We start from the raw sequence: 23,418 nt of genomic DNA on the forward strand, positions 1-23,418 counted from the left end.
GCATCTAGACCTAAAATTAGCCACGTCCTGAAAAATCAAATTCAGATTTATTTTTAATCAATAAAAATTAGTAGCCATGATTTTAAGCCTATAAAAAACCACTAATGATATCCCTATCAATACAGTTAATTTAAAAAATAAATAGATATAAACCAGAAATTAAATGATATTAATATCATCCTAAACCTAGTTATTAAACTTTATCCTGAAAATTTATGATAAATCTACCTCATAAGTAGACATCAAAAACACCACGCCCATCAATATTAGCACTACCTAAAATTGCAGCTGAAACCGCCGATATAGAAGCTGACAAATGGATAAATACCAAAACAAATGGATAAATCCCCCTTGTCTCTTGTAAAACCACGGCTTTCATTTATAAATTCAACTTTTGGGTGAACATCTCTACAACCTTTCATTACAGCCCGAATTCTGCGATTAGTATCAACATCTTGAGAGAAATGGTGACATTTTAGTTATGTTATTTAGAACGGACTCTTGGGTTGAATGACAATCCCAGCCACACATATCAATCACACAAATATAATAACTATCGCTTAGGAGTTGAGCTATGCACTGTTCTTTCAATATAAATAACAATAATGAAAGCTTGCAACTAATCTATAATGAAGAAAAAATATATATAAAGAGAGACAGTAATAAGATATCAGAGGAAACTCTTAATAGTAAAGAGAGTTTTGTCTTCAAGTATTTAATTGAAAATGCTTCAATTTCAAATCCTCAATCTGCCCGAGATGTTGAGGAGTCATTTAAATTACATTTTGATGAAGAGTTTAGTTTATATGCATTAAAAAACATTATCGCTTCTATAAGAAAGAAGTACCGAAACCTATGTAAGAAGGCAAAGGTTGATAATAATAGCGAACTCATTTCCAATCTCTATAAAGTCGGGTACTTCATTGATCTCGACAAAAGCTCAGAAAACCGCATCGCCCCCAAGCACAACATCAACCAGTTCAAACCTAGCCAGATAATGATGCTAAAGTTGATGCTCAACACTTATTACAAGGAGTTGATCAGGTCTCTGATAACCGTACTCACTGTGACTTCACTCTCTCTATTCGTTGTCTACTTTTTCCAAATCCTTTATACAACGAAAATTGCTAATGAATACAGCGAGAACACCAAGCACATAGCAGAAGAGGTAATGGATTACGGCTGTGATAGCGCGGGCGCGGTACACTCGTTAAGGCACTCGCTTAACCTCGATTCGGTGGTTATGACTACACCTTATGGTTCATGCTACATCTCTAAGAGTCGTTCTCAGTATGTTGAGCTCGATCAGATTGATGATTTTTACGATAGTGCTGATTTTGTTTATTCTCGTTTCAGTAACCCTGAAAATAATACCAAGCTAACGGTTCGTATTTCCAAAGGTTCTATTGAAGCGCGTTACAGAAACTCATTACTGCCTCTGCTGGTTGATTCCGTCTCTATTCAAAAGAATGGCTACTACATTCTCAACCTTGGCAATAACAGCCAGTCAATTTACACCTCACCACTACCAAGCGGTGCTACCATCACCTTCTATAGTGACGATATCATTGCACTATGGGGCGTGCTGTCACTATTGCTCGCAATCCTACTCTATCGCTCTTATATTCTAGGGTTCTTTATCTATCTCTTTCGCTGGAAGCACATCTCGTTTGAAGAAGAACCAATCATCAATACAGAAGACAACACCGTTTTATACTACGAGTTGTTGTCTCGGGTACGTAATGTCGGTGTTCTTAGCTTTATTAATACGATGAGACGCACCAACCTACTGACTTTTCATACCATTTTGCTTATTGAAACGGTAAGAAACGCCAAGTTGCACAACAGCCACGAGATCTATGGTGTCAACGTATGCCCGAGTGCGTTAGTAGGGAATAATTTTTCCAAACTCAAAGAGCATTTGGACGCAATGGAAGCGAATGAGTTTGTCGTCGAGATAACGGAGTACTCAAACATTGGTTATGGCTGTGAAGTCATCGATAATATCAAAGCGATCAAGAAGCTCGGGATCACCATCGCCTTGGATGATTTTGGCACAGGTAACAACAACATCGAAATCATTAGCGTGATCTCCCCCACCTACCTGAAACTAGATCGCTGTTTCGTTAAAGACATTGAATCAGGGGAACATCAACAAGGTGTACTACTGAACATCTCTGAAATTGGCCGCTTATCAAACATCACGATGATTTATGAGGGTGTTGAAACGCGCAGACAACAGTACATATTGTGTCAATTGGGCTACAACTTGCATCAAGGTTACCTTTATAGCCGCCCTCAAAGTACAACGAGCTAACCTCTTGTAAACGCTTAACCGTATCAAGGTACCTGTGGACTCAAAGTCATCGATTGAATTAAGCGTTGTTGCACTTGAGGCTTTCAGAGTTCACAGGAAAATAGGCGTCTAGTAATCCTTTAGCAGTCAGTGGCTTATCAAAGTAATAACCTTGTAGTAAGTCACAATGGTATTGCTGTAGCTTCGCCATCTGCTCTGGGGTCTCTACGCCTTCTGCCACAACTTTCATCTGGCAAGAGGCGCCAATATCAATAATGGCTTTTACCAAAGTCTCACTGTGTTGACTGGAATTCAGTTTGCCGATGAAAGATCGGTCGATCTTTATCTCTGTGATTGGAAGCGTATTAAGGTAGTTGAGTGATGAAAAACCGGTACCAAAGTCGTCAAGCGAGATACCAAACCCATAATCTCGGAGCCTTCTCAGTATCGGCTCGACGATATGCAGGTCTTTAATTAGGATATTTTCCGTCAGTTCAAGAGTCACTCGCTGAGGAGCAATGCCGACTTGTTCCACTAGACAAATCACCTTCTCGTCAAAACCAAGTTCGAATACCTGCTTGGGGGACACATTCACCGATACACACACAGCCCCAGGTCTGTTTGGCATCAAGTTAAGGGTGTCTTCACATGCTTTCCTCAACACAAATTCACCAATCTCGTGAATTTTTCCGACTCGCTCTGCCGCAGGAATAAAGTCTAACGGAGACACAAAACCAAGTAAGCTATTGTTCCAACGACACAGCGCTTCAACCCCTTTGAGCTGTTTGGAGTGAGAGTCTACTTGAGGTTGATAGAACACGCTGAACTCGCCGCGTTCTAAGGCGGTTTCTAACTGCTTTTCAACCGCATAGTCATACTTCACCTTTCGATTGATCACATCATCGTAAAACACCGCATCACCTTTGTTCGACTCCTTTGCCTTGTAGAGAACAATGTCCGCTTTGGTCAGTAACTCTTCGACTTCCGTACCATCATAAGGGTACATAGACACGCCTGCCGAACACCGTGTAGAAACGCTTGTCCCCTTGAGATTAAAGGATGGCTTGAAGACATCTTGTATTTGTTGAACCTTCCGCTCAGCTTCAATAAGATCTTGAATGCTTGGTAAACAGAAAACGAACTCATCCCCTCCAAAACGAGAAACAACATCGTTCTCTCCTAAAATCTCTTCAAAGCGCTTACCTATCTGCTTGAGCAGTTCGTCTCCACTCGCATGACCAAATTGATCATTGATACGCTTAAAGTTATCTAAATCAACAAAGACTAACGCCACCAACTTACCCTCAAGTTTTGAGTGAGCAATGGCACGGCTAACTTGAAGCTCTAGTTCAGAACGATTGGGGAGTGCCGTCAACGAGTCGTGTTTTGCCATATGTTGCAGTCGACGGCGACTGTTTTGGATTCGGCTAAAATCGTCTGCAATTCTCTGCTCCATTTGAGAGAAGCGAGTGGATATTCTTCGACTAATAAGGGCGCTGATGAAAATACAGCTCATCGTCACCAACACACTCAATATAAGAACAAGACCAAATTCGTTACGCGATTCAGCTAACAACTCATTTTTTCGTTTCTCTATCGAGGCGTTGACATTATTCAAGTACACGCCTGTACCGACGATCCAGTTCCAATCACCGACCTTTTTGACATAGCTACTTTTAGGGCCAATAACGCCATTTTTATCAGCGGTAACATAATCAACGAATCCTCCCTCTTTAGATTTCGCTAGAACATCTTGCTTAAAGCGACTTCCAAGGTCATCGTAGACGTTAACCCCTTGCCCTATATGAATTCGATTTGCGTGGAGTAAGCTGTCACCATTTTTTTCAAAAACAAACAGATAGCCATTGTCACCCACGATTACTCTCGACAGTATTTCTAGAATCCTTTGATAACTGGCTCGCTTAACATCATCGAGAGACACGCCAGTACCAAAGTACCAGTCAAAGGGCTCAAATCGGCGAATATAGGTTAATTTCTCATAGTGCGTACTTTCGATATACGGCTTCTTTATATCTCGCCCCTCTAGTTCTGGGCGCGGAACGAAATACCGAGAAAACGCGCCATTACTCCGTTTAAGAAGTTCAATTTGCTCTTTGATGACAGCCACACCTTGAGTGTCTGTTGTCTTAAGTTGATTGGTGTTTTCAATTTCTGGGTTAAGAGGATGAACGAGTGACGTACCCTGCATGTCATAGGCGTAGATATATTCTTGTTTTTCAGCATAACTCAGCTTTCTGATCTCATTTAAAATCAGTTGCTTAAGTTTGTCTTCTGGCAGGTGTTGGTTCGAAGAGTAGATATTTTGAGCCGCAGTGTATGCCCTATCTAACCGTCGAGTAATGCGCTTTTTTACTTCATCTTCAACAAGGCGTTGAGTGTGTGTAATTTGCTGAGAAACCTGAAGCACCTGCGCCTCAATAGAGCCTTTTTGGGCGGCAATATAGTCGGTTCGAATTAACTCAACCAACGCCTTAACCTTTTGATTCACACTCTTGAACATCGCCATATTCAAGATGATCGCAGAAAAGATGATGATGGTTATTGGCAAATACTTGGTAAACCAGACCAATTTTTTGTCATTAATGTGCAACATACGAACTCAACACCACAGTACGGAGTGCCATATAGTAACGTTGTTTTTACTGAACATCCAACCATAAAAATATTCTATTAATTTTTATAAAAGTCTTGCCAATACGAATAAAAAGGTTAGTGTTATACACATGTATATCACCATGCAGTTTTAATTATGACCGAATGGAAAGACGACCAACCGATCTTTAGGCAGCTTGCCACTAAGATCAGCGACCAGATTCTGCAAGGTATTTGGCTAGAGCAACAGGCCCTGCCCTCTGTGCGCGCTGTTGCTGCTGATCTTAAAATCAACCACCTTACCGTCATGAAAAGCTACCAGTTACTGGTTGATGAAGGCTTGGTTGAAAAGAAGCGAGGCCAAGGTATGTATGTAGCCGAAGGTGCACTTCAAAAACTGAAAGAGTCCGCACACCAAACTTTCATCAACACACAGATCCCAGCCATCGCTGAGACGCTAGGCATCATTGATATGAGTGTCGAAGAACTCGTGAAACAGCTAGAACAACACATCAAGGACAAGTCATGAGTACTTTACTTTCCGCGAAAAACGTCACTAAAGCTTATTCAAATCAAGTGGGTGTAGAGAACATCAGCTTTGAGCTAAAGCCAGGACAAGTACTAGGTTTACTTGGTCACAATGGCGCTGGTAAATCGACTCTCATCAAATCACTGCTTGGTGGGCATAACTATCAGGGTGAAATCGAAGTCAACGGCTACCACCCAATCCACCAGCACGCAGAGCTCATGCAGCACTTATCGTATATCTCTGATGTCAATGTGCTGCCTGAATGGATGACCATCAAACAGCTACTTCGTTACACCGAAGGTGTCCACCCAAGTTTCAACCGACAAAAAGCCGAGCTAACCCTAAGTAGCACCAACATCAAGCTCTCTTCCACAATCAAACAGCTCTCTAAAGGGATGAAAGTACAAGTTCATCTGGCGATCATCATTGCCACCGACACTCAAGTGTTGATTTTGGATGAACCAACACTCGGACTAGATTTGATTTACCGTGATACCTTCTACCGTCACTTGTTGGAGTGGTTCCACGATGGTGAGCGCGCGATGATCATTGCTAGCCATGAGGTTTCTGAGATCGAACACCTACTGACAGATGTACTTATTCTCAAACAAGGCCGCTGCGTGCTGAAGAAAAGTATGGAAGCGATCGAGAGTGATTACTTCATTATCGAAGTTGCTAACAACCACTCAAGCGACATTCAAAAACTGAAACCACTCACTTCACAACCGGGGCTAGGAACGACTAAATGGTTATTGGAAGGTCAATACAAACCACAAGTTGAATCACTAGGTAACATCTACAACGTTGGCCTTGCCGACCTATTCCTTGCAACACAAACGGAGAAGGCATAATGCACCCAAGTTTTTATATGCTAGAAAAAGAACTTATCGAGCACAAAATCAATACTCGATTACCTCTATTCGTTGCGTTGTGTGGTTTGTTACTGTTCGTGAGTCTGTTCTTTAATGGCGCGGCACAGCATGAGTTTTTCTTCCAGATGGAAGTTAACGGTGATGTGAGCGACATCCACAGAGAGTTCGCACAAGACCTTAACTCAGTGATCTACTTTGGCGCGGGCCTAATTTCACTGCTGCTTTCAACGCTGTATATCCCAAAAACACTGCGTAAAGAGCGTCAAGAGGGCAGCTCAATGTTTTGGAGAAGCATGCCGGTATCGAATGCTCTGACTCACGGTGTGAAGCTAGGCTTTGGTTTAGTGGTGATACCCGCTATCTGCGCCCTATTGGTTCTATTTGCCGATGTTCTATTCTGGATTCTAAACGTATCTAGCGAGCAACAACTGGCGCTATTAGTAGAACAGCAATCACTGTTTTATGTGCTCACCAATTGGTTGGTATTCTTTGGTCGAATGCTGTTAGTTGCCTTGGTGGTATTGCCGTTAGCGACAATGACACTGGCGATCTCGCAGCTGGTTAACTCGCCATTGCTTGTGATCTTTGTTTCAAGCTTTGCAATCAAATGGCTGGCTATCGCACTGTTCGGTTTCTATGGCATCAATGACTTCTTTTCTGTTATCGCTTCACTACCGATGAAAGTACTTACGGCAAGTAACCCGTTCAGCGCGCTCTCTGACGTCTCTATCTTATCTTTGAGTATTTACGTCTTGCTTGGTATCGGTGGCTATCTACTGAGCCTAAAACTCAATAGAACAGACGATGTGAGTTTGAAGACACTGTTCCAGCCATAGAGTTATCGCTGCTAATAAGCAACACGATAGAACAAGAAAGGTAGTAAAGCTTCTGAGAAATCGGGAGCTTTTTTATTGCCAATTAGTTTCAGGTAGTAGTTGGATCTGAAATAGTTTAAGGAAGCAGAGAGTAAGCCGAGGAGAAGATGAACCAAGAGAGTATTAATGAGCTGACATTAAATTGCATCGTAACGAATGCCTGCCAGCTCTTTGAGGGATGATTTCTTTAGTCGCCGACCAGATGAAGGTCCTTGAGAGCACTATTGAAATCGGTTTGTTGCGTTTTAGCGCCAGTAAATGGCTTTGTTTGAAAAGCTATCAGCTTTTCAAGTTTGTCGCTTTATCGTTTGAGATATAAAGCTTATTTCTTTGAAGCTTCTTTCGACGTGTCTTTCCAGTATTGGATACGAACGCGATGAAGCTGTGCTCTTCTCATTTTTTTCATAAGGTATATTTCCTTCTCATTTAGCTGCTCTTCATGAGCTATTTTTATTGCCAACCATTCGAATCTAACGGTGTTTGACGGCTAGTTCAATGATACAAATCACAAAATATAAAGAGTTCTGAGTACCATTTACATCAAAGTATGACCTAGATATCAACTGTGGCTCAATTTCATCGTATGAGCCGTTTTACGAATTTAAGGTTAAATATCTCAGATGACAAACTCATTTCAGTATCAATACAGTTCTATGATACCTATTTAATAGACCGGATTACCTCAAGTTTAGTTCCCAACATTTGTTGGCAACACACAATAAGTTACAAGGTAACTTAAGTCCAATGGGATCTCGCTGTTTTTTATTCACACCGGTCTATACGATACAAACTCAAAATGGGATTATGTTTGTCACGGATGGCGCTTTTAGTAAAAAAGCGAGTAATAGTAAATTTAAATGGACGTAATAATGAGTAAGGTCATTCTACAAGGACATATTCTCGTGCCAGACAACGAACTAGAGTTGGTAACACAAGCGCTAGTCGTTCATAAGGAGCTCACACTGGCAGAACCTGGTTGTATTGTATTTCGTGTCAGCCAAAGCACACTTCAGCCTAACCGTTTCGAAGTTTATGAAGAGTTCACCAGTCGTGAGGCATTTCAAGCCCACCAAAGTAGGGTTAGATCCTCTGACTGGGGCAAGATAACCAAGAACGTGACACGTCACTATCAAGTGACCGATGTGACCACACCATCATGACCCAAGCATTGACCCACCAAATCGCAGCCTTGATCGAACAAGATCCACTGCGAACAAAAATCTTAGAGTGCGTGGCTCAATTAGATCTACCACAATGCTATGTCGCCGCAGGCTTCGTAAGGAATCTAGTTTGGGATCACTTGCATGGCTTTGATAACCCCACGCCGCTCAACGATATTGATGTGATCTACTTTGATCGCGGTCATTATGGGTACCAATCGGACATAGATTACGAAGCTCAACTAAAACAACGGCTACCTGAACTCAACTGGCAAGTTCGTAATCAAGCCAAGATGCATACTCGAAACCAAGATAAACCTTATCAAAGTACACTAGATGCAATGAATTACTGGCCTGAGAAAGAAACCGCTATCGCAGTAAAGAAAAACTGCCATGGACGTATCGAGTGTATATCGGCTTTTGGTTTAGAGAGCTTGTTCAATTTGAAAATAACGCCAAACCCGAACCGCGGTCGCGACGTATTTGATCAACGAGTCCAATCTAAAAACTGGCTAACTCATTGGCCGAAGTTATCCATTGACCAGAGTTAACTATTGCTGACAGCTAACTATCAAACAGCTTCAAAGCTAAAACCATTGACTAATAGCCCAATCAGATCGAACATGCCTCACTTCTTAGCGAAACCGCACGCGGTAACAAACGATTTCTTCTTCTCGTCATACTGAGTAACAACCATGAACCAACAATACATGCTGCAAGCACTTGAAGCTTCGCACCAAGCCCTACCCGATTGTCAACCAAACCCACCAGTGGGATGTGTTTTGGTGAAGAACGATAAAGTAGTGTCTATTGGTTACACACAAAAGGTTGGTGGGAACCACGCTGAAGTCGAGGCACTGAATCACTATGACGGCGATATGGAAGGCGTAACAGCTTACGTGACATTAGAGCCGTGCTCTTTTGTCGGTAGGACACCAGCTTGTGCTAATACTCTGGTTAAAGCCGGTGTAAAACACGTTGTCGTCGCTATGCTCGATCCAGATCCTCGTAATAATGGCCGCGGTGTAGCAATACTGGAAGCGCATGGTGTGAAAGTTGACGTGGGACTATGCCAAGTAAAAGCGAGTGCCTTTTTAACCCCATATCTTGGTAAGTCTTAGAGCTCAGCACCTGTAGAGTTTAGCTATTGCGCTAAGCTTATTGAGCACTCGTTACTCAACATCCACCAAACCAGGTCTAACCCACGTCTACTCGATAAAGTGGGTTAGCTGGCTTATCAACAAAGTATGACCAGATATGTTCGTAAACCGCATGTTGGTTAGGGAATGGTGCCAACGCTTTCGCTTCCTCTAAACTGCACCAACGATACTCAGTGTGCTCATGGTTCAACTCTACCGCTTGGTTAGGTGGGCACAACACGGCAAATATTGGAATGAGTTGAATCACATTGACGTTAGCCTCGTAAAACTGCTCTAGAAATTGAGCGTTATACAGCGCTTTTGCCTCAATCTTGGTTTCTTCTTCAAACTCACGCACGATTGCCTGCCAGCCAGTTTCACCCGCTTCGATCGAGCCTGCAACATGGCACCAATACCCACCTTTCACACGCTTCATTAATAGCATTTTTGTTTGCCCGTCGATCTCAGAAAGAGCGACACCAGCCACAATCGAAGTATTGAGTGGAATCATAACGTTACCTTATCTTGAACACCAAGCGTGCAAGCCTAGCACCCTTCGTTTATCAAAAACGTCTCTTGGAATGAAAAACGAGAGACCAATCATTAATTTGTATTGTTTGCCTGAACACTTGAGCATTGCGCAGGTAATCATGTCACTTCTTACAAGCGAAGGCGCTATTTCTTATTTGAGAGGCTTTTCGATAAAGAGTAGAATCGCCGCCTTATACTGTATTTATGCTCTCAAAGCATCGGCCATAGGCCCACAGTCATTTATCAACATAAAGTAAGACAACTATATGCACTCATCAAACTCCGCACACGACTCAGAAAACAGCCACACACCTGAGCATTGCTTCACTCGCTTTCAACAGCCGATCGAGTCATATTCGTTGCCAGAGCGTTTCACCTTTCCGTTTTATTACGAACCACACCCACTATGTGAAATCGCATCTCAACAGCTTCAACAGCATCTAGAAACACAAACCGACTGGCAACACGACTTCGGGCTAGATTCTGATGAAGGTCGCGGCAAAATGTTTGGTGTATTACTGGTGAAAAGCCCTGAAGGTGAACTTGGTTACTTCTCTGCTTTCTCTGGGAAAATCGCCGACCAAAATCTACTGCCCCACTTTGTGCCACCAGTATTTGACATGCTAAGCAGCGACAGTTTTTTCCATCAAGATACAGCCGACATGATGGCTGTGAATGCAAAATTCAAAGCACTGCAAGCTAACGCAGAATATCTAGAGTTGTGTGAACAATTAACACAGCAAAAAGCGCAGGCAGAACAAGATATTGAAGCTCAACGCTTGTTGATCATTGAAGGCCGCAAAACACGTAAAGCGCAACGTGAACAAGGCAAAGCAAACCTTGATGAGCAGGCTTTCGAGCAGCTAAATAACGAGCTAAACAAAGCCAGTGTAGCCGACAAGAATCAGCAGAAGTACCTTAAACTCAACTGGGAACAGACCCTAAATGAGCTTCAAGGCAAAGTTGATGTCTTTAAAACTCAATTGGCTGAACTCAAAGAGCAAAGAGCACACATTTCTCATCAGCTCCAACACAAGTTGTTTTCACAGTACGCTTTCCAAAATGCGGAAGGAAACGTTGAAGACCTTAACCAAATCTTTGAAAACACGCCAAACAAGATACCGCCAGCAGGCTCTGGCGAATGTGCTGCCCCTAAATTGCTTCAATACGCGTACTTGAACGGTTACACACCATTGGCACTGGCTGAGTTTTGGTGGGGGCGCTCACCGAAATCAGAGATCCGCAAACACAAGAAATACTACGCCTCTTGCCAAAGCAAATGTGTACCGATCCTTGGTCATATGATGAAAGGTCTTGAAGTGGATCCAAATCCACTATTAGAGAACCCAGCGGAAGGCAAAGAGCTCGATATTCTGTTCCAAGATGAGCACATTGTTGTGGTTCATAAGCCGGCAGGGTTTCTTTCCGTACCAGGTAAAACCATCAAAGATTCCGCCTACACTCGCGTTCAGGAAATGCATCCCGATGTGGAAGGGCCGTTCGTGATCCACCGTTTGGACATGGCGACCTCTGGCATTCTGATATTCGCCCTCACTCGACGTGCAAACAAAAGCTTGCAGAAGCAGTTCATTACTCGTGAAGTCGAGAAGCGATATGTCGCAATGATTGAAGGCGTTCTAGCAGAAGATGAAGGCTATGTTCGACTGCCACTGCGTGGTGATTTGTATGACCGCCCTCGTCAGATTGTCTGCTACGAACATGGTAAACCTGCAGAAACCAAATGGGAAGTGATTGAGCGAAACGAGCAAACCACTAAGGTTTACCTGCACCCTAAAACAGGGCGTACACACCAGTTACGTGTTCACTGTTCACATGAAGAAGGGCTTCATATGCCTATCGTCGGTGATGGCTTGTATGGCAACAAAGCTGACCGTCTTCACCTACACGCAGAAAGGCTCGCACTGCACCACCCAATCACCAAAGAGTGGATGGAATTCCAGTTCGATGCAGAGTTCTAAAGGCTATCATCAATAACGAGCCTTAATGATAAGGAGTCACACCATTTGTGGCTCCTCCGTTCACTTCCCTCTATTTTCACCCGCTTGTTTCTCCTACCTCTTTCGGGTATATCGCCACGCTTATTGCACTACATCAAGGTTCATTTTGTTGTGAGGCGTAGGATGCCCCTCTTCAACTTTCCTTGAGGCCTTTGATATGTCATCAGCTGCTTTGAATTTACACCCTAATACTCAGACATCTTCTTTGATTGCTGCTCAAACACCAAAAGAGTTAAAAACAATTACGACCAGAAAACCGGATCTGAATTCGGCCATGTTAAATCTGATCGAAGAAGTGAAAAACGAACTCCCTCTATACGAATCAGAAACGTTTATCTGTGGGCCAAAAGGAAACTGCTCGGGTTGCTCTAAGAAACTGCTAGAGATGGTCGACACAGAATTGATGTACTGGGAACACAGTATCTCAATGGGACAAGGGCCAAACTTCGAAGAACTGCGTCGCTTCGGTAAGCTATGCAGCAGTGTAAGACGTGGCTTAGAAAGAAACGGGCTAGTAGAAAAGCGTTCGAGAAAAAGATAGCAGGTTCAGAAGGTAAATATTACCGACAACCCTTATCACTAACTGGTTGAAGTTATTAACTATAAGAGTGATAATGTTTTGTAATACAATTTAGCAGTCAGACAATATCTCAGAGGCTTTCGCTACCTTCTTTAGCGAGTTCATGTTTGATGTGTCTACGCCTTCTGAAACACAACATTACATCCATTAGAAATCTTTTCTTGGATAACGGGGAGAGACCTTGAAGAAACCACAACCAGTACTGGGTAAGACCGGTATGCTATTTTTCCTCGTGATTATCAGCGCGTTTCCTCCGCTAACCATCGATCTTTATTTGCCGGCACTTCCGCAAATGGTCGAGGTGTTCAATACCGATCAATCGATGGTCAACCTAACCCTAAGCAGCTACTTCGTTACCTATGCAGTCGGCCTGTTATTCTGGGGACCACTCAGTGAAAAATTTGGCCGTAAGCCGATTCTATTGATTGGCTTGGCGAGTTATATGGTGGCGAGCATTCTGTGTGCAATGACTCACAGCATCGAACAGCTAATAAGTGCTCGTATCTTCCAAGCGTTTGCGGGCAGTGCCATCACGGTTATTGCCACCGCCATTGTGAAAGACCTTTATGAAGGTCGTGAACGTGAAAAGATCATGGCGACTATCATGTCACTAGTGATTATCGCACCCATGGTCGCGCCTGTATTTGGTGCCTTCCTGTTAAAGATCGCATCTTGGAGAATGATGTTCGTCACTCTCGCGATTTTTGGCGCATTCGCCTCAGTATTAGCGTTCTGCTATCGAGAAACACTTGAAACCAAGTACCAAGGTTCTATGTTCCGTTCATGGGGAAGAATGGGCGTAGTCATGAAAAACCGCTCGTTCGTCAAGCTACTGGTCATTTTCTCTATCACACCAATGGCGCTGATGGGCTTTCTAGCTGCAGGATCGTACATTTACATCAATGACTTCGGACTCACCGAACAACAATTCAGTTACGCGTTCGCATTCAACGCATTGTGCGCCTCATTCGGGCCAACCATTTATATGAAGTTGTCCTATCGCATGCCAGTTCAAAAAGTCATCACCGGATGTTTTGCTTTATTGGCGCTTGCGGGCATCTTCACCCTAACTATTGGTGACCTGTCCCCTTGGTTCTTCATGTTCATCGCTGCACCAGCGACACTGATGGCGATCATCATGCGAGTACCCGGCACTAACTTGATGCTGAACCAGCAAGACCACGACACAGGCTCTGCAGTTGCACTGATTCAATTCTTTAGCATGATCTGTGGCTCGCTAGGCATGGTCTTAGTTTCAATCCGCCCAGACTCGTTGATTGAAAACCTAGGCTTCATCCAATTATCCGTCGGCACCCTAGGCGGCTTGATGTGGCTAATGGTTAGAAACAAAGAGTATGTGACGACGAAGCTGAATTAAGGTTGTTCCAATATCTAATCTTGTACTTAAACACGATTTAGGGCGTCCTCGATCGTGTTCGAGGTCTCGTGATACCTAGCCTTAGCGCATATTAACTCCAATCACCTCAATTGGAATTAATACCATGAATTGGACACATTTACTGTTCATACCCCTACTTCTTCTTTGCAATTCTTCCGTCGCGTTCGATGTCGGATTCACTCAAGTCACCTTAACTGACGACCCTAATCGCCCGCTAAATACTGCCATTTGGTATCCCACATCAGATAAATCAGACACAACCTTAATTGGCGATAACCCCGCCTTCATCGGTACGCAAGTCATCAGGGATGGGGAGGTTCAATCAGGTACCTTTCCTGTGGTGCTTTTATCGCATGGCTATCGAGGAAATTGGCGAAACCAAAACTGGTTGGCGACCAAACTTGCGAGTCGTGGCTACATCGTAGCAGCCACCGATCATTCGGGTACCACCTCTTTCAACCAGTCTCCAGAACAAGCAGCAAAGTGGTGGGAAAGGCCACGAGATGTATCGCGTATGCTGGACTACTTGTTATCCGAAGCCCCGTGGAAGCAGTCTGCTAGCGCCGATAACGTTAGCGCAATCGGCATTCATTGGGTGGTTGGACAGTGATGCAACTGGCAGGAGCAAGAATCGACAGGCAAATTTTTGAGACCAATTGTCTCAACTACCCCAACCCACGAACTTGTGGGCTTGCTGAAGAGTTAGGGCTATCCAAAGTCCAAGCTAAAGAATCAAACAATAAAGATCTTTCAGATCCAAGAATTCAACGTGTGGTCAGCCTTGATTTAGGGCTTGCTCGTAGCTTTTCAGTCGGCAGCTTAAATGGCATCACAGTACCAACTTTAATACTGGCTGCTGGGATCGATATAGGAGATCTTCCTCAGACATTGGAGTCTGGCTATATTGCCGAGCACATGCCACTGAACTCAAGACGCTACAAGGTCTATGAAAACGCCACCCATTTCAGCTTCATTCAAGGCTGTAAACCCGGAGCTATAGCCATGCTGAATGAAGAGGTGCCAGGGGATGGCATTATTTGTAAAGATGGCGTTGGTACATCACGTGACCAGTTACATAATCTCTTCTTCAATGACATCGCTCGCTTTCTGAATCGATAAACAAAAAGAAAACACACTCAACCTAACATTTGTGGCGAACTTCGAAACTCACTCGGAGTTTGCCCAGTAATCCTTGAAAACTCCCTATTGAAGTTAGACTTAGTCTGAAAGCCTGAACTAAGGAAAATGTCAGTTATCGCTTCATCCGTTTGCTTCAGGAGCGCCTTAGCGTACTCAACTCGATAGGCGTTAATCACCTTCGAAATGTTCTGTTGGTGAGTTTGATTAACTGCAGAAGATATCTTACGAGCAGGAATGCCTAGCTTTCGTGCCAAGCGATTGAGAGACAGGTCAGGATCCTTAAATAATTGATGCTCCCTCATTAATGCATCGAACTTAGCCATGATCTGAGCTGTTTCTTCAGCTTGGTCTTTATCTAAGCTGCTCGCCTCTTCTGGCGAGCGTTGTGACATGGGAGAGAAAGCCTGCGCTTGCTGATTTTTTTCTTCAGCAGGCGTGCTAATACTGACCACCATCACAGCGGACACAATGGCTGGAATAAAAACAAGGTAGCTAATCGATAAAATCAGGTTGGTGTGCTGCGCGTTCAACAGCAAGATATCGTAAGAGAGCACACTGTCTACCAAAGCGGAGAATAGTAGCATTACACCTGCAACCCGTTCAGCAACCAACACTTTCGAGATATCGGTTAGCCGCACTTGTTCCGGCACGGTGCTCGACGACTTCAACAGCAAACCACCATAGCCGAGATAGAGCAATATCAGCAATACATCAAGGGTTCCCGCCCAGAGGTGCGTGTAGAAAAGTGAGCCAACTAAAACAGCAATCGGACCTAACCAATGCAAGTTTGTGTTTGGTTTACTTCGATGAGCCCCCGCAAAGCACAGCCAAGCCGCCGCAGGAACACTGGCTCCGAGAATGGGTTGTAAGAGACGAAACAGCGCAATGTCTACCGTCCATCGCAGGCCTACCACAGTAACCATTAACGCGCAGAGAATGATAAACCAAAATGGCTTTTGACTGGTTTGTGGGTAACGGCATCGAAGCAGCACACCTGTCATCAATAACAACAGCGCAGCGACAAATGGTAAAGGAATAGCAAGCATCAACAGTCCGTTTAAGTTCGAGAAAAGATCACTTCCTCTTCAAACACTTCATTATCGAAGTAAGTGAGCGAACCAGTGATACATATTGAATATCAATCTATGGTAAATCATTCCTCTGATAAAAATCTAGAGCGAAACCTTGATGGCGTTAAGCCAATGATTTTCATAAAGACTTTTCGGAAGCTGTTTACATCTTCATACCCAACTAAGTAGCTGATTTGTTCTACCGGTTTGTGTGAGCTTTCCAGTAGCTCACACGCGCTTTGAACACGCACGTGTTGAATATAGTTAATCGGAGTCAAGGTCGTCGCTTTGGTAAATTGTCGAATAAAGGTTCGTCGCGTCATGAAGGCTTCCTCCGACAATTGATCGAGTGTCAAAGGAAGGTGGTGATTCTTTTGAATAAAGCGCTGCACAGACACAATCTTGTCATTCCCATGAGCGTAGTTAGGTACAAAACTTTGGTAGTAGCGCTGCTCTCTCAGCCCCGTATCCAACACCAGATATTTACCCAAATTACGCGTATTGGTTGGCGTCGTGTATTTAGTCAGGATAAACAGAGCCAAATCCATCCACGACATCAAACCACCAGCAGTAATGATGTCATCGTCATCGATCAGAATTTTATCGATATCCACTTCGATTCCAGTATGGAGCTCCGAAAACAGTTGTTGAGCTTGCCAGTGCGTGGTGACGGTTCGCCCTTCTAGCAATCCGGTTTGAGCAAGAATGAACACGCCAGCGCACGCTGAACACAATATTGAACCCTTTTGATGAGAGTCAATCAGGTAATCCGTTAGCCTATCATCACGCTCTAGGTAGTAGCTGCCATCTAGGTTGGGCGGCAATAAAATGATATTGGCTTTAGACTCTTCATTTGAGTTACCCGATGAAACCGATAAGTCGCCATAAGGCTTAATCTCAACCTGGAACTGAACCGTTTCACTTTCAGAATCAAGGCTGTTCGCCATCTGAAGGAACTCTTTTACTCCAAACACAGCGCTCTGCAGAGAGCCTGGGTAATCGATGATTTCGACCTTTACTGATTTTGTCACTATTGCCATAGAGTCTGTCATTTTTGACGTGCGTTAAAAAATAGAGAGTAGTCATAATATCCCTACACCACAAGACATTAACAACAAAGGTATGGATTATGAGCAATACTGCACTACTACTTATTGATTTCCAAAACGACTACTTTCCTTCATACGAAGGCGCGAAATGGGCACTCTCTGAAACAGAAAAAGCGGCAGAAAAAGGCGCGCAATTACTCGAGACATTCCGCAATAAGAAACGACCAATTGTTCATGTACGCCATGAATTTCCAACCAATGAAGCACCGTTCTTCTTGCCACATTCCGATGGTGCTCAAATCCATAGCAGCGTAGCACCTCTGCAAGGTGAGCCAGTGATTGTGAAACAGCAGATCAATAGCTTTAGAGATACAGAACTGGACAAAGTATTGAAGGAACAAGGCGTTGAAAGGCTAATCATTGTCGGCGCGATGAGCCACATGTGTATTGACGCAGTGACTCGCGCAGCAACTGACTTGGGTTATGAATGTCACGTCGCCCATGATGCTTGCACTACACTGGATATGGAGTTCAATGGCGTTAAAGTACCGGCAGCACATGTTCACGCCGCATTCATGGCAGCACTTAGCTTTGGTTATAGCAACGTTGCCACAGCAAACGAGCTAGAGAAGCTGCTTTAATCAAGATCCGCCTATGTGGTAAGCACTCAGATTCGTGATTGCCACCTAAACTGACGGTCTACATATTAAAAGCACAAAAAAGGCGCCGATTAAGGCGCCTTTTTACTAGAAACGTAGTTTTATTATGCCGCTGCAGTTTGACGCGCAGGATGCTTAATAAACACAGCAACGATAGCAACAATAGCCAATGCGAAACAGTAGTACGAGTTAGAAACAATCTCTAGCGGAGATAGGTTAAATACCGAACCTAATAACAATACCTGAGCACCGTATGGCAACACACCTTGAATCACACAAGAGAAGATATCCAATAAACTTGCTGAGCGACGTGGAGATACATCGTTCTCTTCTGCTAATTGACGAGCCACGCTACCAGACACAATAATCGCTACGGTGTTGTTTGCCGTGCACATGTTGACCATAGACACCAAACCAGCAATACCCAACTCACTTGCGCGGCCGTTCGCTTGCTTAGAGTGTGAAGAGCCGAATGCACGAATCATGCTACTGACTAGGTTAGTCAAGAAAGCTAGGCCACCTTGGCGACGCATCAGCTCACTCAAACCACCGATCAACATCGACAGTAAGAAAATTTCCTGCATGTTGCCAAAGCCTGCATAGATATCTTGAGCGTAATCCGTTAAGCCGTAGTTCTCCACAGAACCTAAGCTAACGCCACCTGCCAGTATGATACCGATGGTTAGCACAACGAACACATTCATACCTGATACTGCAAGAATTAAGATAGTGATGTACGGCAGTACTTTCAGCCACTCGATAGGACCCGTTTCAGGTACTTGAGTTGCCGTGCTGTTAAAAGCAAAGATAACAATCGCGATTAGTGCAGCAGGAAGTGCGATACGGATGTTCTCTTTAAACTTGTCTCTCATCTCACAGCCTTGCGAGCGCGTCGCAGCAATCGTGGTATCAGAGATGATAGAAAGGTTGTCACCAAACATCGCGCCACTTAAAACAACGCCTGCAGTTAGTGGAATGCTCATGCCTGCTGAATCAGCAATGCCTAGTGCTACAGGTGCTACAGCTGCGATGGTACCCATAGATGTGCCCATTGCGGTCGCAATGAAAGCCGAAATAAGGAAGATACCCGGTAGAATCATGCTTGTCGGAATCGCAGATAGACCAAGATTTACCGTCGCATCAACACCACCAGAAGCCTTAGCAACGGCTGCAAAAGCACCTGCCAATAGGTAGATCATACACATTGCGATAATGTCTTTGTGACCTACTCCACTTAAGAACTGTTCGATAGCACGGTTCAATTTATCTTTGCTCAACAGCAGCGCCAACATCACAGCAGGTAGAGCCGCAATCGGAGCTGGAAGCTGATAGAAAGCAAAATCGACGCCTTGCAGCGACAGGTAGGTACCTACGCCGATAAAAAGCGCAAGGAACACGATCAGAGGGATAAGCGCCACTGCCGAAGGGGCAATTACCGCATTAGAATTTTTCGAATTGGACATGGAACGACAACACAATAGAACAGGAAGGAGAGCAGACTAATGTCACACTTAGGACTTGTCAACGTCTAGACGTCTAAACGCCCAATTTAATGCAAAGTAATAAGCACACCATTGAACATCACATAATAGAAAAGGCTATTTACTCACCAGTAAATAGCCTTTCGAGAATAGATAGCGTTTACACAGAAACTCGCTTTTGCTTATTTAGTGCGCTTGCTAGTTTAGCTTTTTTGTTTGAACGTCACTTGGTATTCACCAATGCCTTCGTAGTGGAAAGTCGTCGGCTTATCGAAGCCGATCTCCACGATACCGCAGTAAGAGCCCGTGATAATGGCTTCACCCGCTTGGAAATCAACGCCACGACGAGTCATGTAGTTAATCAGCCAGTAGATAGGGCTTGGTGGTAATGTATTTGGGTGCTTACCTGCGAACGCTTGAACTTGTTCGCCTTGAGTCACTTCGATATTGATCTCAGCAGAAGTGAATGCTTTTTCACGATCAATCTCTGGACCAATGAACAAACCTTGGTTTACTAGGCCGTCAGCAAGCTTTTCGTAGAACTCAGCGCCGCTGTCATCAGCAAAACGAGACTGCATTAGCTCAAGTGCCATGTGGCAAGAACCGATCGCGTCGTTGATTTGCTCTTCGCTGTAGCCTTCTTGGTTTGCAGGCAGGCTCTTAGCAAGCGTGAATGCAATTTCAGGCTCAACACGCACTACGTCGTTGTCAGCAAACAGTTCGCAAACTTCACCTTGTTGAACGCTACCCGAAAAGATAGGTGCAACAACAAACTTGTCTTCAGCCAGAGGAAGTAAACACTTCCAACCACCGACTTTATCGCTCTTGAGATCGATCATTGATGATTGAATCTTTAGCGCATCTTCCAAGTTGTTCGGACGGTACTGTTCGTTCAATCTTGGTGCTTTGGTTCCCGCAACGCGGCGACTTAGCAGTTCTTCAGCCGCTTGTCTAAATACATTTATCATATAATACCACCTTTATTTTTATGACCCGTATAATATCGGATTTATTGAAGCTTGAATAGACAATTCAACAACGATGCACCACCGAAAATTCAGCCCTCAATTTTCACATATTCTAGACGCAAACAACTGAAATTATTTTGATTTAAAGAACATAAAAGCCAGTAAGTTGCTTACTGGCTTTTCGATGTATTGCTGATGATTAGGCTTTACTGCCCTTTCAACGTCTTCTTCAGATTCTGCATGAAGTTTCTGAAGTGAGGCATGAAATCAACAAACAGAGGGTGTTTTCTATCTTGCATCATCAATGGACCTAGCAAGCGAATACTCACTCCTAGTCGCGCTGCTGATTGCTCGTCTAAGCCGCTGTCTTGTTTGATCTTCTCAACAATCGCGAACATATTTTCTCTGTCTTCAATTTCAAACTGCATGGTTTGCAGTTCACGATCTTCTTTGATATTCACTTCTTCGATAGTGATACGGTAGTTATTGTGTTTGCCTGTGAATGCTTTCATGTGGATCTCCTAAAATGCTTAAAAAGTGTTTTGGTTAGCTCTTCATGAATCGTTCGAGCTTAGGTTTAACCGTCATCGACATCACGACCATGATCGCAAGGCCAATGGGAAGTGCGGCAATAAATCCATTAAACCATCCACTGGTAAACGCCGATGTATCCGAAAATCCAATGTTATTTGCCGCTGTTACAAATGCCATGATGGACTCCATGATAAACGCCATAATCAATCCCACGATTAGGTTGCGAGCTTTCTCGCCGTAATTGGGCAATACCTTAGCGACCAACTTAGTCACCAAAGTCATCATCACCATGCCAATTGGCATCATAATCACGACAACTAGCGCTAACGAAGAGAGCCAGTTGCCAATGAATGCCTCACCGAACCCGACATTCATGTAGGTCATCACGGCCGTTAAGCTGCCGCCAATGGTTAGCATTAAGCTCATCATGACCAAAATTTTATATAAAACGGGTGTACCTTTTTGCTCAGGAAGAGTTGGCGTTAGTGTTGCTTGAATCGTCATATCTATTTCCTGTCTTGAATTTACGAATAATTAAGTTGATAATGTCAACTATAAATACAGTGGTTGATATTGTCAACTACATTTCTGAGGATCGTTTATGTCTGATAACACATCGCTAGAATCCATCTTTCGCTTGGTGCACTCTTTGAAACGTCAAATGAGCGAGCAGATTGAGAGCTTAGATTCTGAGATCGCACCCATGAATATTCGTGTCATGAAGATCATTACTAAGAAATCTCCATGTACGGCTATCGATATCGCTCACTTCTTAAACCGCGATAAAGCGCAGGTTACGAGATTAGTTAATGCGTTGATCAATCAAGAGCTTGTGAAGAAATCTCCAAACCCAGAAGACAAGCGTAGCCAGCTATTGGTTCTGACCGATAAGGGTGAAGAGATCATGGGTAAGGTCTCGAATATTGATCGAGAGATGCTGCAGAGAATGACCAAAGGCATGGCCGAAGATGAACTAGAACAGTTCCGAAAAGTCGCCAACAAAATGGCTAAGAATCTGGAAGATTGCGCTAAGTAGAAGAAGCCCTTTCAAACAAGTCATTCGTTTCAAAAAGCAAAAACGCCACCGGATCGTACGATTGGTGGCGTTTTGTGTATCAGCTGGTTCTATAGATTCGCGCTATGACGACATCGATTAAAATGGTCGTTCTAGTTTGATGCCAATTTCCACCAGGCTTGCACAGGTACTGGTTCTGAAATTACTAAACGTTCCCCCATCACAGGGCTTACCATCTGTACGTCTCGCTCTTTACTTATCGCCAAAGCTTGTTCCATCGGGTCTTGCCAGTCGTGCATGGAAAGATCAAACGTACTGTTGTGGATTGGCATCATCACTTTACCTTGAAGGTCGATGTGCGCTTGAATGCTTTGCTCTGGAAACATATGAATATCGGCCCAAAGTGAGTTGTACGCACCCGTTTCTACCATGGTCAAATCAAACGGCCCGAAACGTTCACCAATCTCTTTGAAGCCATTGAAGTAACCAGAGTCACCACTAAAGAATACTTTCTTACCTGAAGCGTTAATCACCCAACTACCCCATAGGGTTTGGTCACGGTCAAGCAAGCCACGACCAGAGAAATGTTGGGTTGGAGTCAAAGTAAACTCGATGTCGGCAGCTATTGCAGATTCCCACCAGTTCAACTCAATGATCTTTGCTTTATCCACGCCCCACTTTTCCAACAGTGCGCCCACTCTTAATGGCACTAAGAATATCCCTACTTTGTCGGCTAATACTTTAACCGCACCTTTATCTAAATGGTCGTAATGATCATGGCTGATCACTACCACATCAATATCAGGTAATTCTTGTAGTGAAATTGGTGTTGGGTGGAAACGCTTTGGTCCCATCCATTGCACTGGTGATGCACGATCACTGAACACAGGATCGGTCATCACTAACTTGCCATCCAGCTTCATCATCACGCTTGAGTGACCTAAACGGTACGCAACATCTTGTTGTTCTTCGATCAATTGCTCGGCTGTCATTGGAATCAAAGGCAATTCAGCGCGCGGTACTGGCTCATTTCTTTCCACGGTCACGTAAGCTTTCAATATTGAAAAAATATCAGACATACCCGATTTGTATTCCAGTTCACTGTTAACAAACTTCTTCGGAAGCTTATCTAGATTGTCATTTGACTGTGAACCTATGCTTACGATAGCGACCACGGCAAGTACTCCTAAAATCGGTAATAGATATTTTTTCATTAGTCTCTCTTCAACCGTTGGGAAAGCCCAACCCAAAAACTACACTGGCTAGTTTACATACCAAAAAACAAAAGTAAACCAGTGAGTGTAATATTTTTATTCGTTGAATTTGGATCTGAAACGCTCCGTATGCCGAGCAAAGACCAATGTGGACATCTTAAAACTGTACAAATATCGCACAGCACTCATTTCCAGACTTCATTTATTGACCAGAAAGTCAGGTTTTAATTAACATTACATTTACAAATGGAATTGAATGTTTTTAGAAGGGAATCT

At 43.7% G+C, this 23,418-nt stretch carries 21 protein-coding genes and 1 pseudogene; 13 read left to right on the top strand and 9 right to left on the bottom strand.

The window, feature by feature from the left end; genetic code table 11:
• The first annotated feature begins 574 nt into the window (after positions 1-574).
• Positions 575-2,317, top strand: coding sequence for an EAL domain-containing protein (locus F0251_RS20420; RefSeq protein WP_116870915.1), 1,743 nt, complete (start codon positions 575-577; stop codon positions 2,315-2,317).
• Between the two features lie 58 nt (positions 2,318-2,375).
• Here the strand turns inward: F0251_RS20420 and F0251_RS20425 are convergent, their stop codons facing one another.
• Positions 2,376-4,910 carry an EAL domain-containing protein gene (locus tag F0251_RS20425; RefSeq protein ID WP_171731694.1) on the bottom strand — a complete coding sequence of 845 codons (2,535 nt, stop codon included), beginning with the start codon at positions 4,908-4,910 and terminating at the stop codon, positions 2,376-2,378.
• Between the two features lie 156 nt (positions 4,911-5,066).
• Between F0251_RS20425 and F0251_RS20430 the strand changes: the two genes are divergently transcribed.
• From F0251_RS20430 to F0251_RS20455, 6 genes are all read left to right on the top strand, one after another.
• Positions 5,067-5,438 (top strand): GntR family transcriptional regulator, encoded by a 372-nt coding sequence (locus tag F0251_RS20430; RefSeq protein WP_004740059.1) that lies wholly within the window; start codon positions 5,067-5,069, stop codon positions 5,436-5,438.
• A complete protein-coding gene (locus F0251_RS20435; RefSeq protein ID WP_061031289.1) occupies positions 5,435-6,289 on the top strand; it encodes an ABC transporter ATP-binding protein in 855 nt (284 codons plus the stop codon). The genes F0251_RS20430 and F0251_RS20435 overlap by 4 nt, the downstream gene beginning before the upstream one ends.
• Positions 6,289-7,146: a hypothetical protein gene (locus F0251_RS20440; RefSeq protein WP_061031290.1), complete on the top strand. Its 858-nt coding sequence runs from the start codon at positions 6,289-6,291 to the stop codon at positions 7,144-7,146. Before F0251_RS20435 ends, F0251_RS20440 begins: the two co-directional genes overlap by 1 nt.
• A gap of 908 nt (positions 7,147-8,054) precedes the next feature.
• Positions 8,055-8,345, top strand: a complete 291-nt coding sequence (locus F0251_RS20445; protein ID WP_116870919.1) for a putative quinol monooxygenase — start codon at positions 8,055-8,057, stop codon at positions 8,343-8,345.
• Complete coding sequence (locus tag F0251_RS20450) at positions 8,342-8,896, top strand: nucleotidyltransferase family protein (RefSeq protein WP_061031292.1); 555 nt, start codon at positions 8,342-8,344, stop codon at positions 8,894-8,896. The genes F0251_RS20445 and F0251_RS20450 overlap by 4 nt, the downstream gene beginning before the upstream one ends.
• A 144-nt stretch (positions 8,897-9,040) precedes the next feature.
• Positions 9,041-9,466, top strand: a complete 426-nt coding sequence (locus tag F0251_RS20455; protein ID WP_061031293.1) for a bifunctional diaminohydroxyphosphoribosylaminopyrimidine deaminase/5-amino-6-(5-phosphoribosylamino)uracil reductase RibD — start codon at positions 9,041-9,043, stop codon at positions 9,464-9,466.
• 76 nt (positions 9,467-9,542) lie between these two features.
• Here the strand turns inward: F0251_RS20455 and F0251_RS20460 are convergent, their stop codons facing one another.
• Positions 9,543-9,995: an NUDIX pyrophosphatase gene (locus F0251_RS20460; protein WP_061031294.1), complete on the bottom strand. Its 453-nt coding sequence runs from the start codon at positions 9,993-9,995 to the stop codon at positions 9,543-9,545.
• A gap of 286 nt (positions 9,996-10,281) precedes the next feature.
• Between F0251_RS20460 and F0251_RS20465 the strand changes: the two genes are divergently transcribed.
• The 4 genes and pseudogenes from F0251_RS20465 to F0251_RS20480 all read left to right on the top strand — a co-directional run bounded on the left by F0251_RS20465 (position 10,282) and on the right by F0251_RS20480 (position 15,131).
• Positions 10,282-11,994 (top strand): RluA family pseudouridine synthase, encoded by a 1,713-nt coding sequence (locus F0251_RS20465; protein ID WP_171731695.1) that lies wholly within the window; start codon positions 10,282-10,284, stop codon positions 11,992-11,994.
• 196 nt (positions 11,995-12,190) lie between these two features.
• Complete coding sequence (locus F0251_RS20470) at positions 12,191-12,574, top strand: hypothetical protein (RefSeq protein ID WP_171731696.1); 384 nt, start codon at positions 12,191-12,193, stop codon at positions 12,572-12,574.
• Between the two features lie 256 nt (positions 12,575-12,830).
• Positions 12,831-13,991 carry a multidrug effflux MFS transporter gene (locus F0251_RS20475; RefSeq protein ID WP_061031345.1) on the top strand — a complete coding sequence of 387 codons (1,161 nt, stop codon included), beginning with the start codon at positions 12,831-12,833 and terminating at the stop codon, positions 13,989-13,991.
• Positions 13,992-14,115: 124 nt separating this feature from the next.
• Positions 14,116-15,131: pseudogene (locus F0251_RS20480) on the top strand (alpha/beta hydrolase family protein).
• 17 nt (positions 15,132-15,148) lie between these two features.
• On the opposite strand, the gene F0251_RS20485 reads toward F0251_RS20480, so the two are convergent.
• Together F0251_RS20485 and F0251_RS20490 are read right to left on the bottom strand one after the other, a co-directional pair.
• A complete protein-coding gene (locus F0251_RS20485) occupies positions 15,149-16,198 on the bottom strand; it encodes an AraC family transcriptional regulator (RefSeq protein ID WP_171731697.1) in 1,050 nt (349 codons plus the stop codon).
• A 107-nt stretch (positions 16,199-16,305) separates the two neighbouring features.
• A complete protein-coding gene (locus tag F0251_RS20490; RefSeq protein ID WP_171731698.1) occupies positions 16,306-17,262 on the bottom strand; it encodes a GlxA family transcriptional regulator in 957 nt (318 codons plus the stop codon).
• Between the two features lie 89 nt (positions 17,263-17,351).
• Here F0251_RS20490 and F0251_RS20495 point away from each other — a divergent pair, with 89 nt between their 5' ends.
• A complete protein-coding gene (locus tag F0251_RS20495; RefSeq protein ID WP_105057960.1) occupies positions 17,352-17,912 on the top strand; it encodes a cysteine hydrolase family protein in 561 nt (186 codons plus the stop codon).
• Between the two features lie 122 nt (positions 17,913-18,034).
• Here the strand turns inward: F0251_RS20495 and F0251_RS20500 are convergent, their stop codons facing one another.
• The 4 genes from F0251_RS20500 to F0251_RS20515 form a co-directional block, all read right to left on the bottom strand.
• A complete protein-coding gene (locus F0251_RS20500) occupies positions 18,035-19,393 on the bottom strand; it encodes a Na+/H+ antiporter NhaC family protein (protein WP_171731699.1) in 1,359 nt (452 codons plus the stop codon).
• Between the two features lie 221 nt (positions 19,394-19,614).
• Positions 19,615-20,379, bottom strand: a complete 765-nt coding sequence (locus tag F0251_RS20505; protein ID WP_171731700.1) for a hydratase — start codon at positions 20,377-20,379, stop codon at positions 19,615-19,617.
• A 206-nt stretch (positions 20,380-20,585) separates the two neighbouring features.
• Positions 20,586-20,891 (bottom strand): DUF3861 domain-containing protein, encoded by a 306-nt coding sequence (locus F0251_RS20510; RefSeq protein WP_065584990.1) that lies wholly within the window; start codon positions 20,889-20,891, stop codon positions 20,586-20,588.
• A gap of 34 nt (positions 20,892-20,925) precedes the next feature.
• Positions 20,926-21,417, bottom strand: a complete 492-nt coding sequence (locus F0251_RS20515; protein WP_061031304.1) for a DUF2798 domain-containing protein — start codon at positions 21,415-21,417, stop codon at positions 20,926-20,928.
• A gap of 97 nt (positions 21,418-21,514) precedes the next feature.
• On the opposite strand from F0251_RS20515, the gene F0251_RS20520 reads away from it, so the two are divergent.
• Entirely contained in the window at positions 21,515-21,949 is a 435-nt protein-coding gene (locus F0251_RS20520) for a MarR family winged helix-turn-helix transcriptional regulator (protein ID WP_061031305.1), read from the top strand.
• A gap of 131 nt (positions 21,950-22,080) precedes the next feature.
• On the opposite strand, the gene F0251_RS20525 is transcribed toward F0251_RS20520, so the two are convergent.
• Complete coding sequence (locus tag F0251_RS20525; protein WP_171731701.1) at positions 22,081-23,142, bottom strand: MBL fold metallo-hydrolase; 1,062 nt, start codon at positions 23,140-23,142, stop codon at positions 22,081-22,083.
• Positions 23,143-23,418 lie beyond the last annotated feature (276 nt).

This window comes from Vibrio sp. 070316B (assembly GCF_013114115.1).
Classification (GTDB): Bacteria; Pseudomonadota; Gammaproteobacteria; order Enterobacterales; family Vibrionaceae; genus Vibrio; species Vibrio chagasii_B.

Bases quoted from the DNA above. Each gene is read 5' to 3' on its own strand.
- F0251_RS20420 (WP_116870915.1), top strand. From the start codon at position 575: ATGCACTGTTCTTTCAATATAAATAACAATAATGAAAGCTTGCAACTA.
- F0251_RS20425 (WP_171731694.1), bottom strand. From the start codon at position 4,910: ATGTTGCACATTAATGACAAAAAATTGGTCTGGTTTACCAAGTATTTG.
- F0251_RS20430 (WP_004740059.1), top strand. From the start codon at position 5,067: ATGACCGAATGGAAAGACGACCAACCGATCTTTAGGCAGCTTGCCACT.
- F0251_RS20435 (WP_061031289.1), top strand. From the start codon at position 5,435: ATGAGTACTTTACTTTCCGCGAAAAACGTCACTAAAGCTTATTCAAAT.
- F0251_RS20440 (WP_061031290.1), top strand. From the start codon at position 6,289: ATGCACCCAAGTTTTTATATGCTAGAAAAAGAACTTATCGAGCACAAA.
- F0251_RS20445 (WP_116870919.1), top strand. From the start codon at position 8,055: ATGAGTAAGGTCATTCTACAAGGACATATTCTCGTGCCAGACAACGAA.
- F0251_RS20450 (WP_061031292.1), top strand. From the start codon at position 8,342: ATGACCCAAGCATTGACCCACCAAATCGCAGCCTTGATCGAACAAGAT.
- F0251_RS20455 (WP_061031293.1), top strand. From the start codon at position 9,041: ATGAACCAACAATACATGCTGCAAGCACTTGAAGCTTCGCACCAAGCC.
- F0251_RS20460 (WP_061031294.1), bottom strand. From the start codon at position 9,995: ATGATTCCACTCAATACTTCGATTGTGGCTGGTGTCGCTCTTTCTGAG.
- F0251_RS20465 (WP_171731695.1), top strand. From the start codon at position 10,282: ATGCACTCATCAAACTCCGCACACGACTCAGAAAACAGCCACACACCT.
- F0251_RS20470 (WP_171731696.1), top strand. From the start codon at position 12,191: ATGTCATCAGCTGCTTTGAATTTACACCCTAATACTCAGACATCTTCT.
- F0251_RS20475 (WP_061031345.1), top strand. From the start codon at position 12,831: ATGCTATTTTTCCTCGTGATTATCAGCGCGTTTCCTCCGCTAACCATC.
- F0251_RS20485 (WP_171731697.1), bottom strand. From the start codon at position 16,198: ATGCTTGCTATTCCTTTACCATTTGTCGCTGCGCTGTTGTTATTGATG.
- F0251_RS20490 (WP_171731698.1), bottom strand. From the start codon at position 17,262: ATGGCAATAGTGACAAAATCAGTAAAGGTCGAAATCATCGATTACCCA.
- F0251_RS20495 (WP_105057960.1), top strand. From the start codon at position 17,352: ATGAGCAATACTGCACTACTACTTATTGATTTCCAAAACGACTACTTT.
- F0251_RS20500 (WP_171731699.1), bottom strand. From the start codon at position 19,393: ATGTCCAATTCGAAAAATTCTAATGCGGTAATTGCCCCTTCGGCAGTG.
- F0251_RS20505 (WP_171731700.1), bottom strand. From the start codon at position 20,379: ATGATAAATGTATTTAGACAAGCGGCTGAAGAACTGCTAAGTCGCCGC.
- F0251_RS20510 (WP_065584990.1), bottom strand. From the start codon at position 20,891: ATGAAAGCATTCACAGGCAAACACAATAACTACCGTATCACTATCGAA.
- F0251_RS20515 (WP_061031304.1), bottom strand. From the start codon at position 21,417: ATGACGATTCAAGCAACACTAACGCCAACTCTTCCTGAGCAAAAAGGT.
- F0251_RS20520 (WP_061031305.1), top strand. From the start codon at position 21,515: ATGTCTGATAACACATCGCTAGAATCCATCTTTCGCTTGGTGCACTCT.
- F0251_RS20525 (WP_171731701.1), bottom strand. From the start codon at position 23,142: ATGAAAAAATATCTATTACCGATTTTAGGAGTACTTGCCGTGGTCGCT.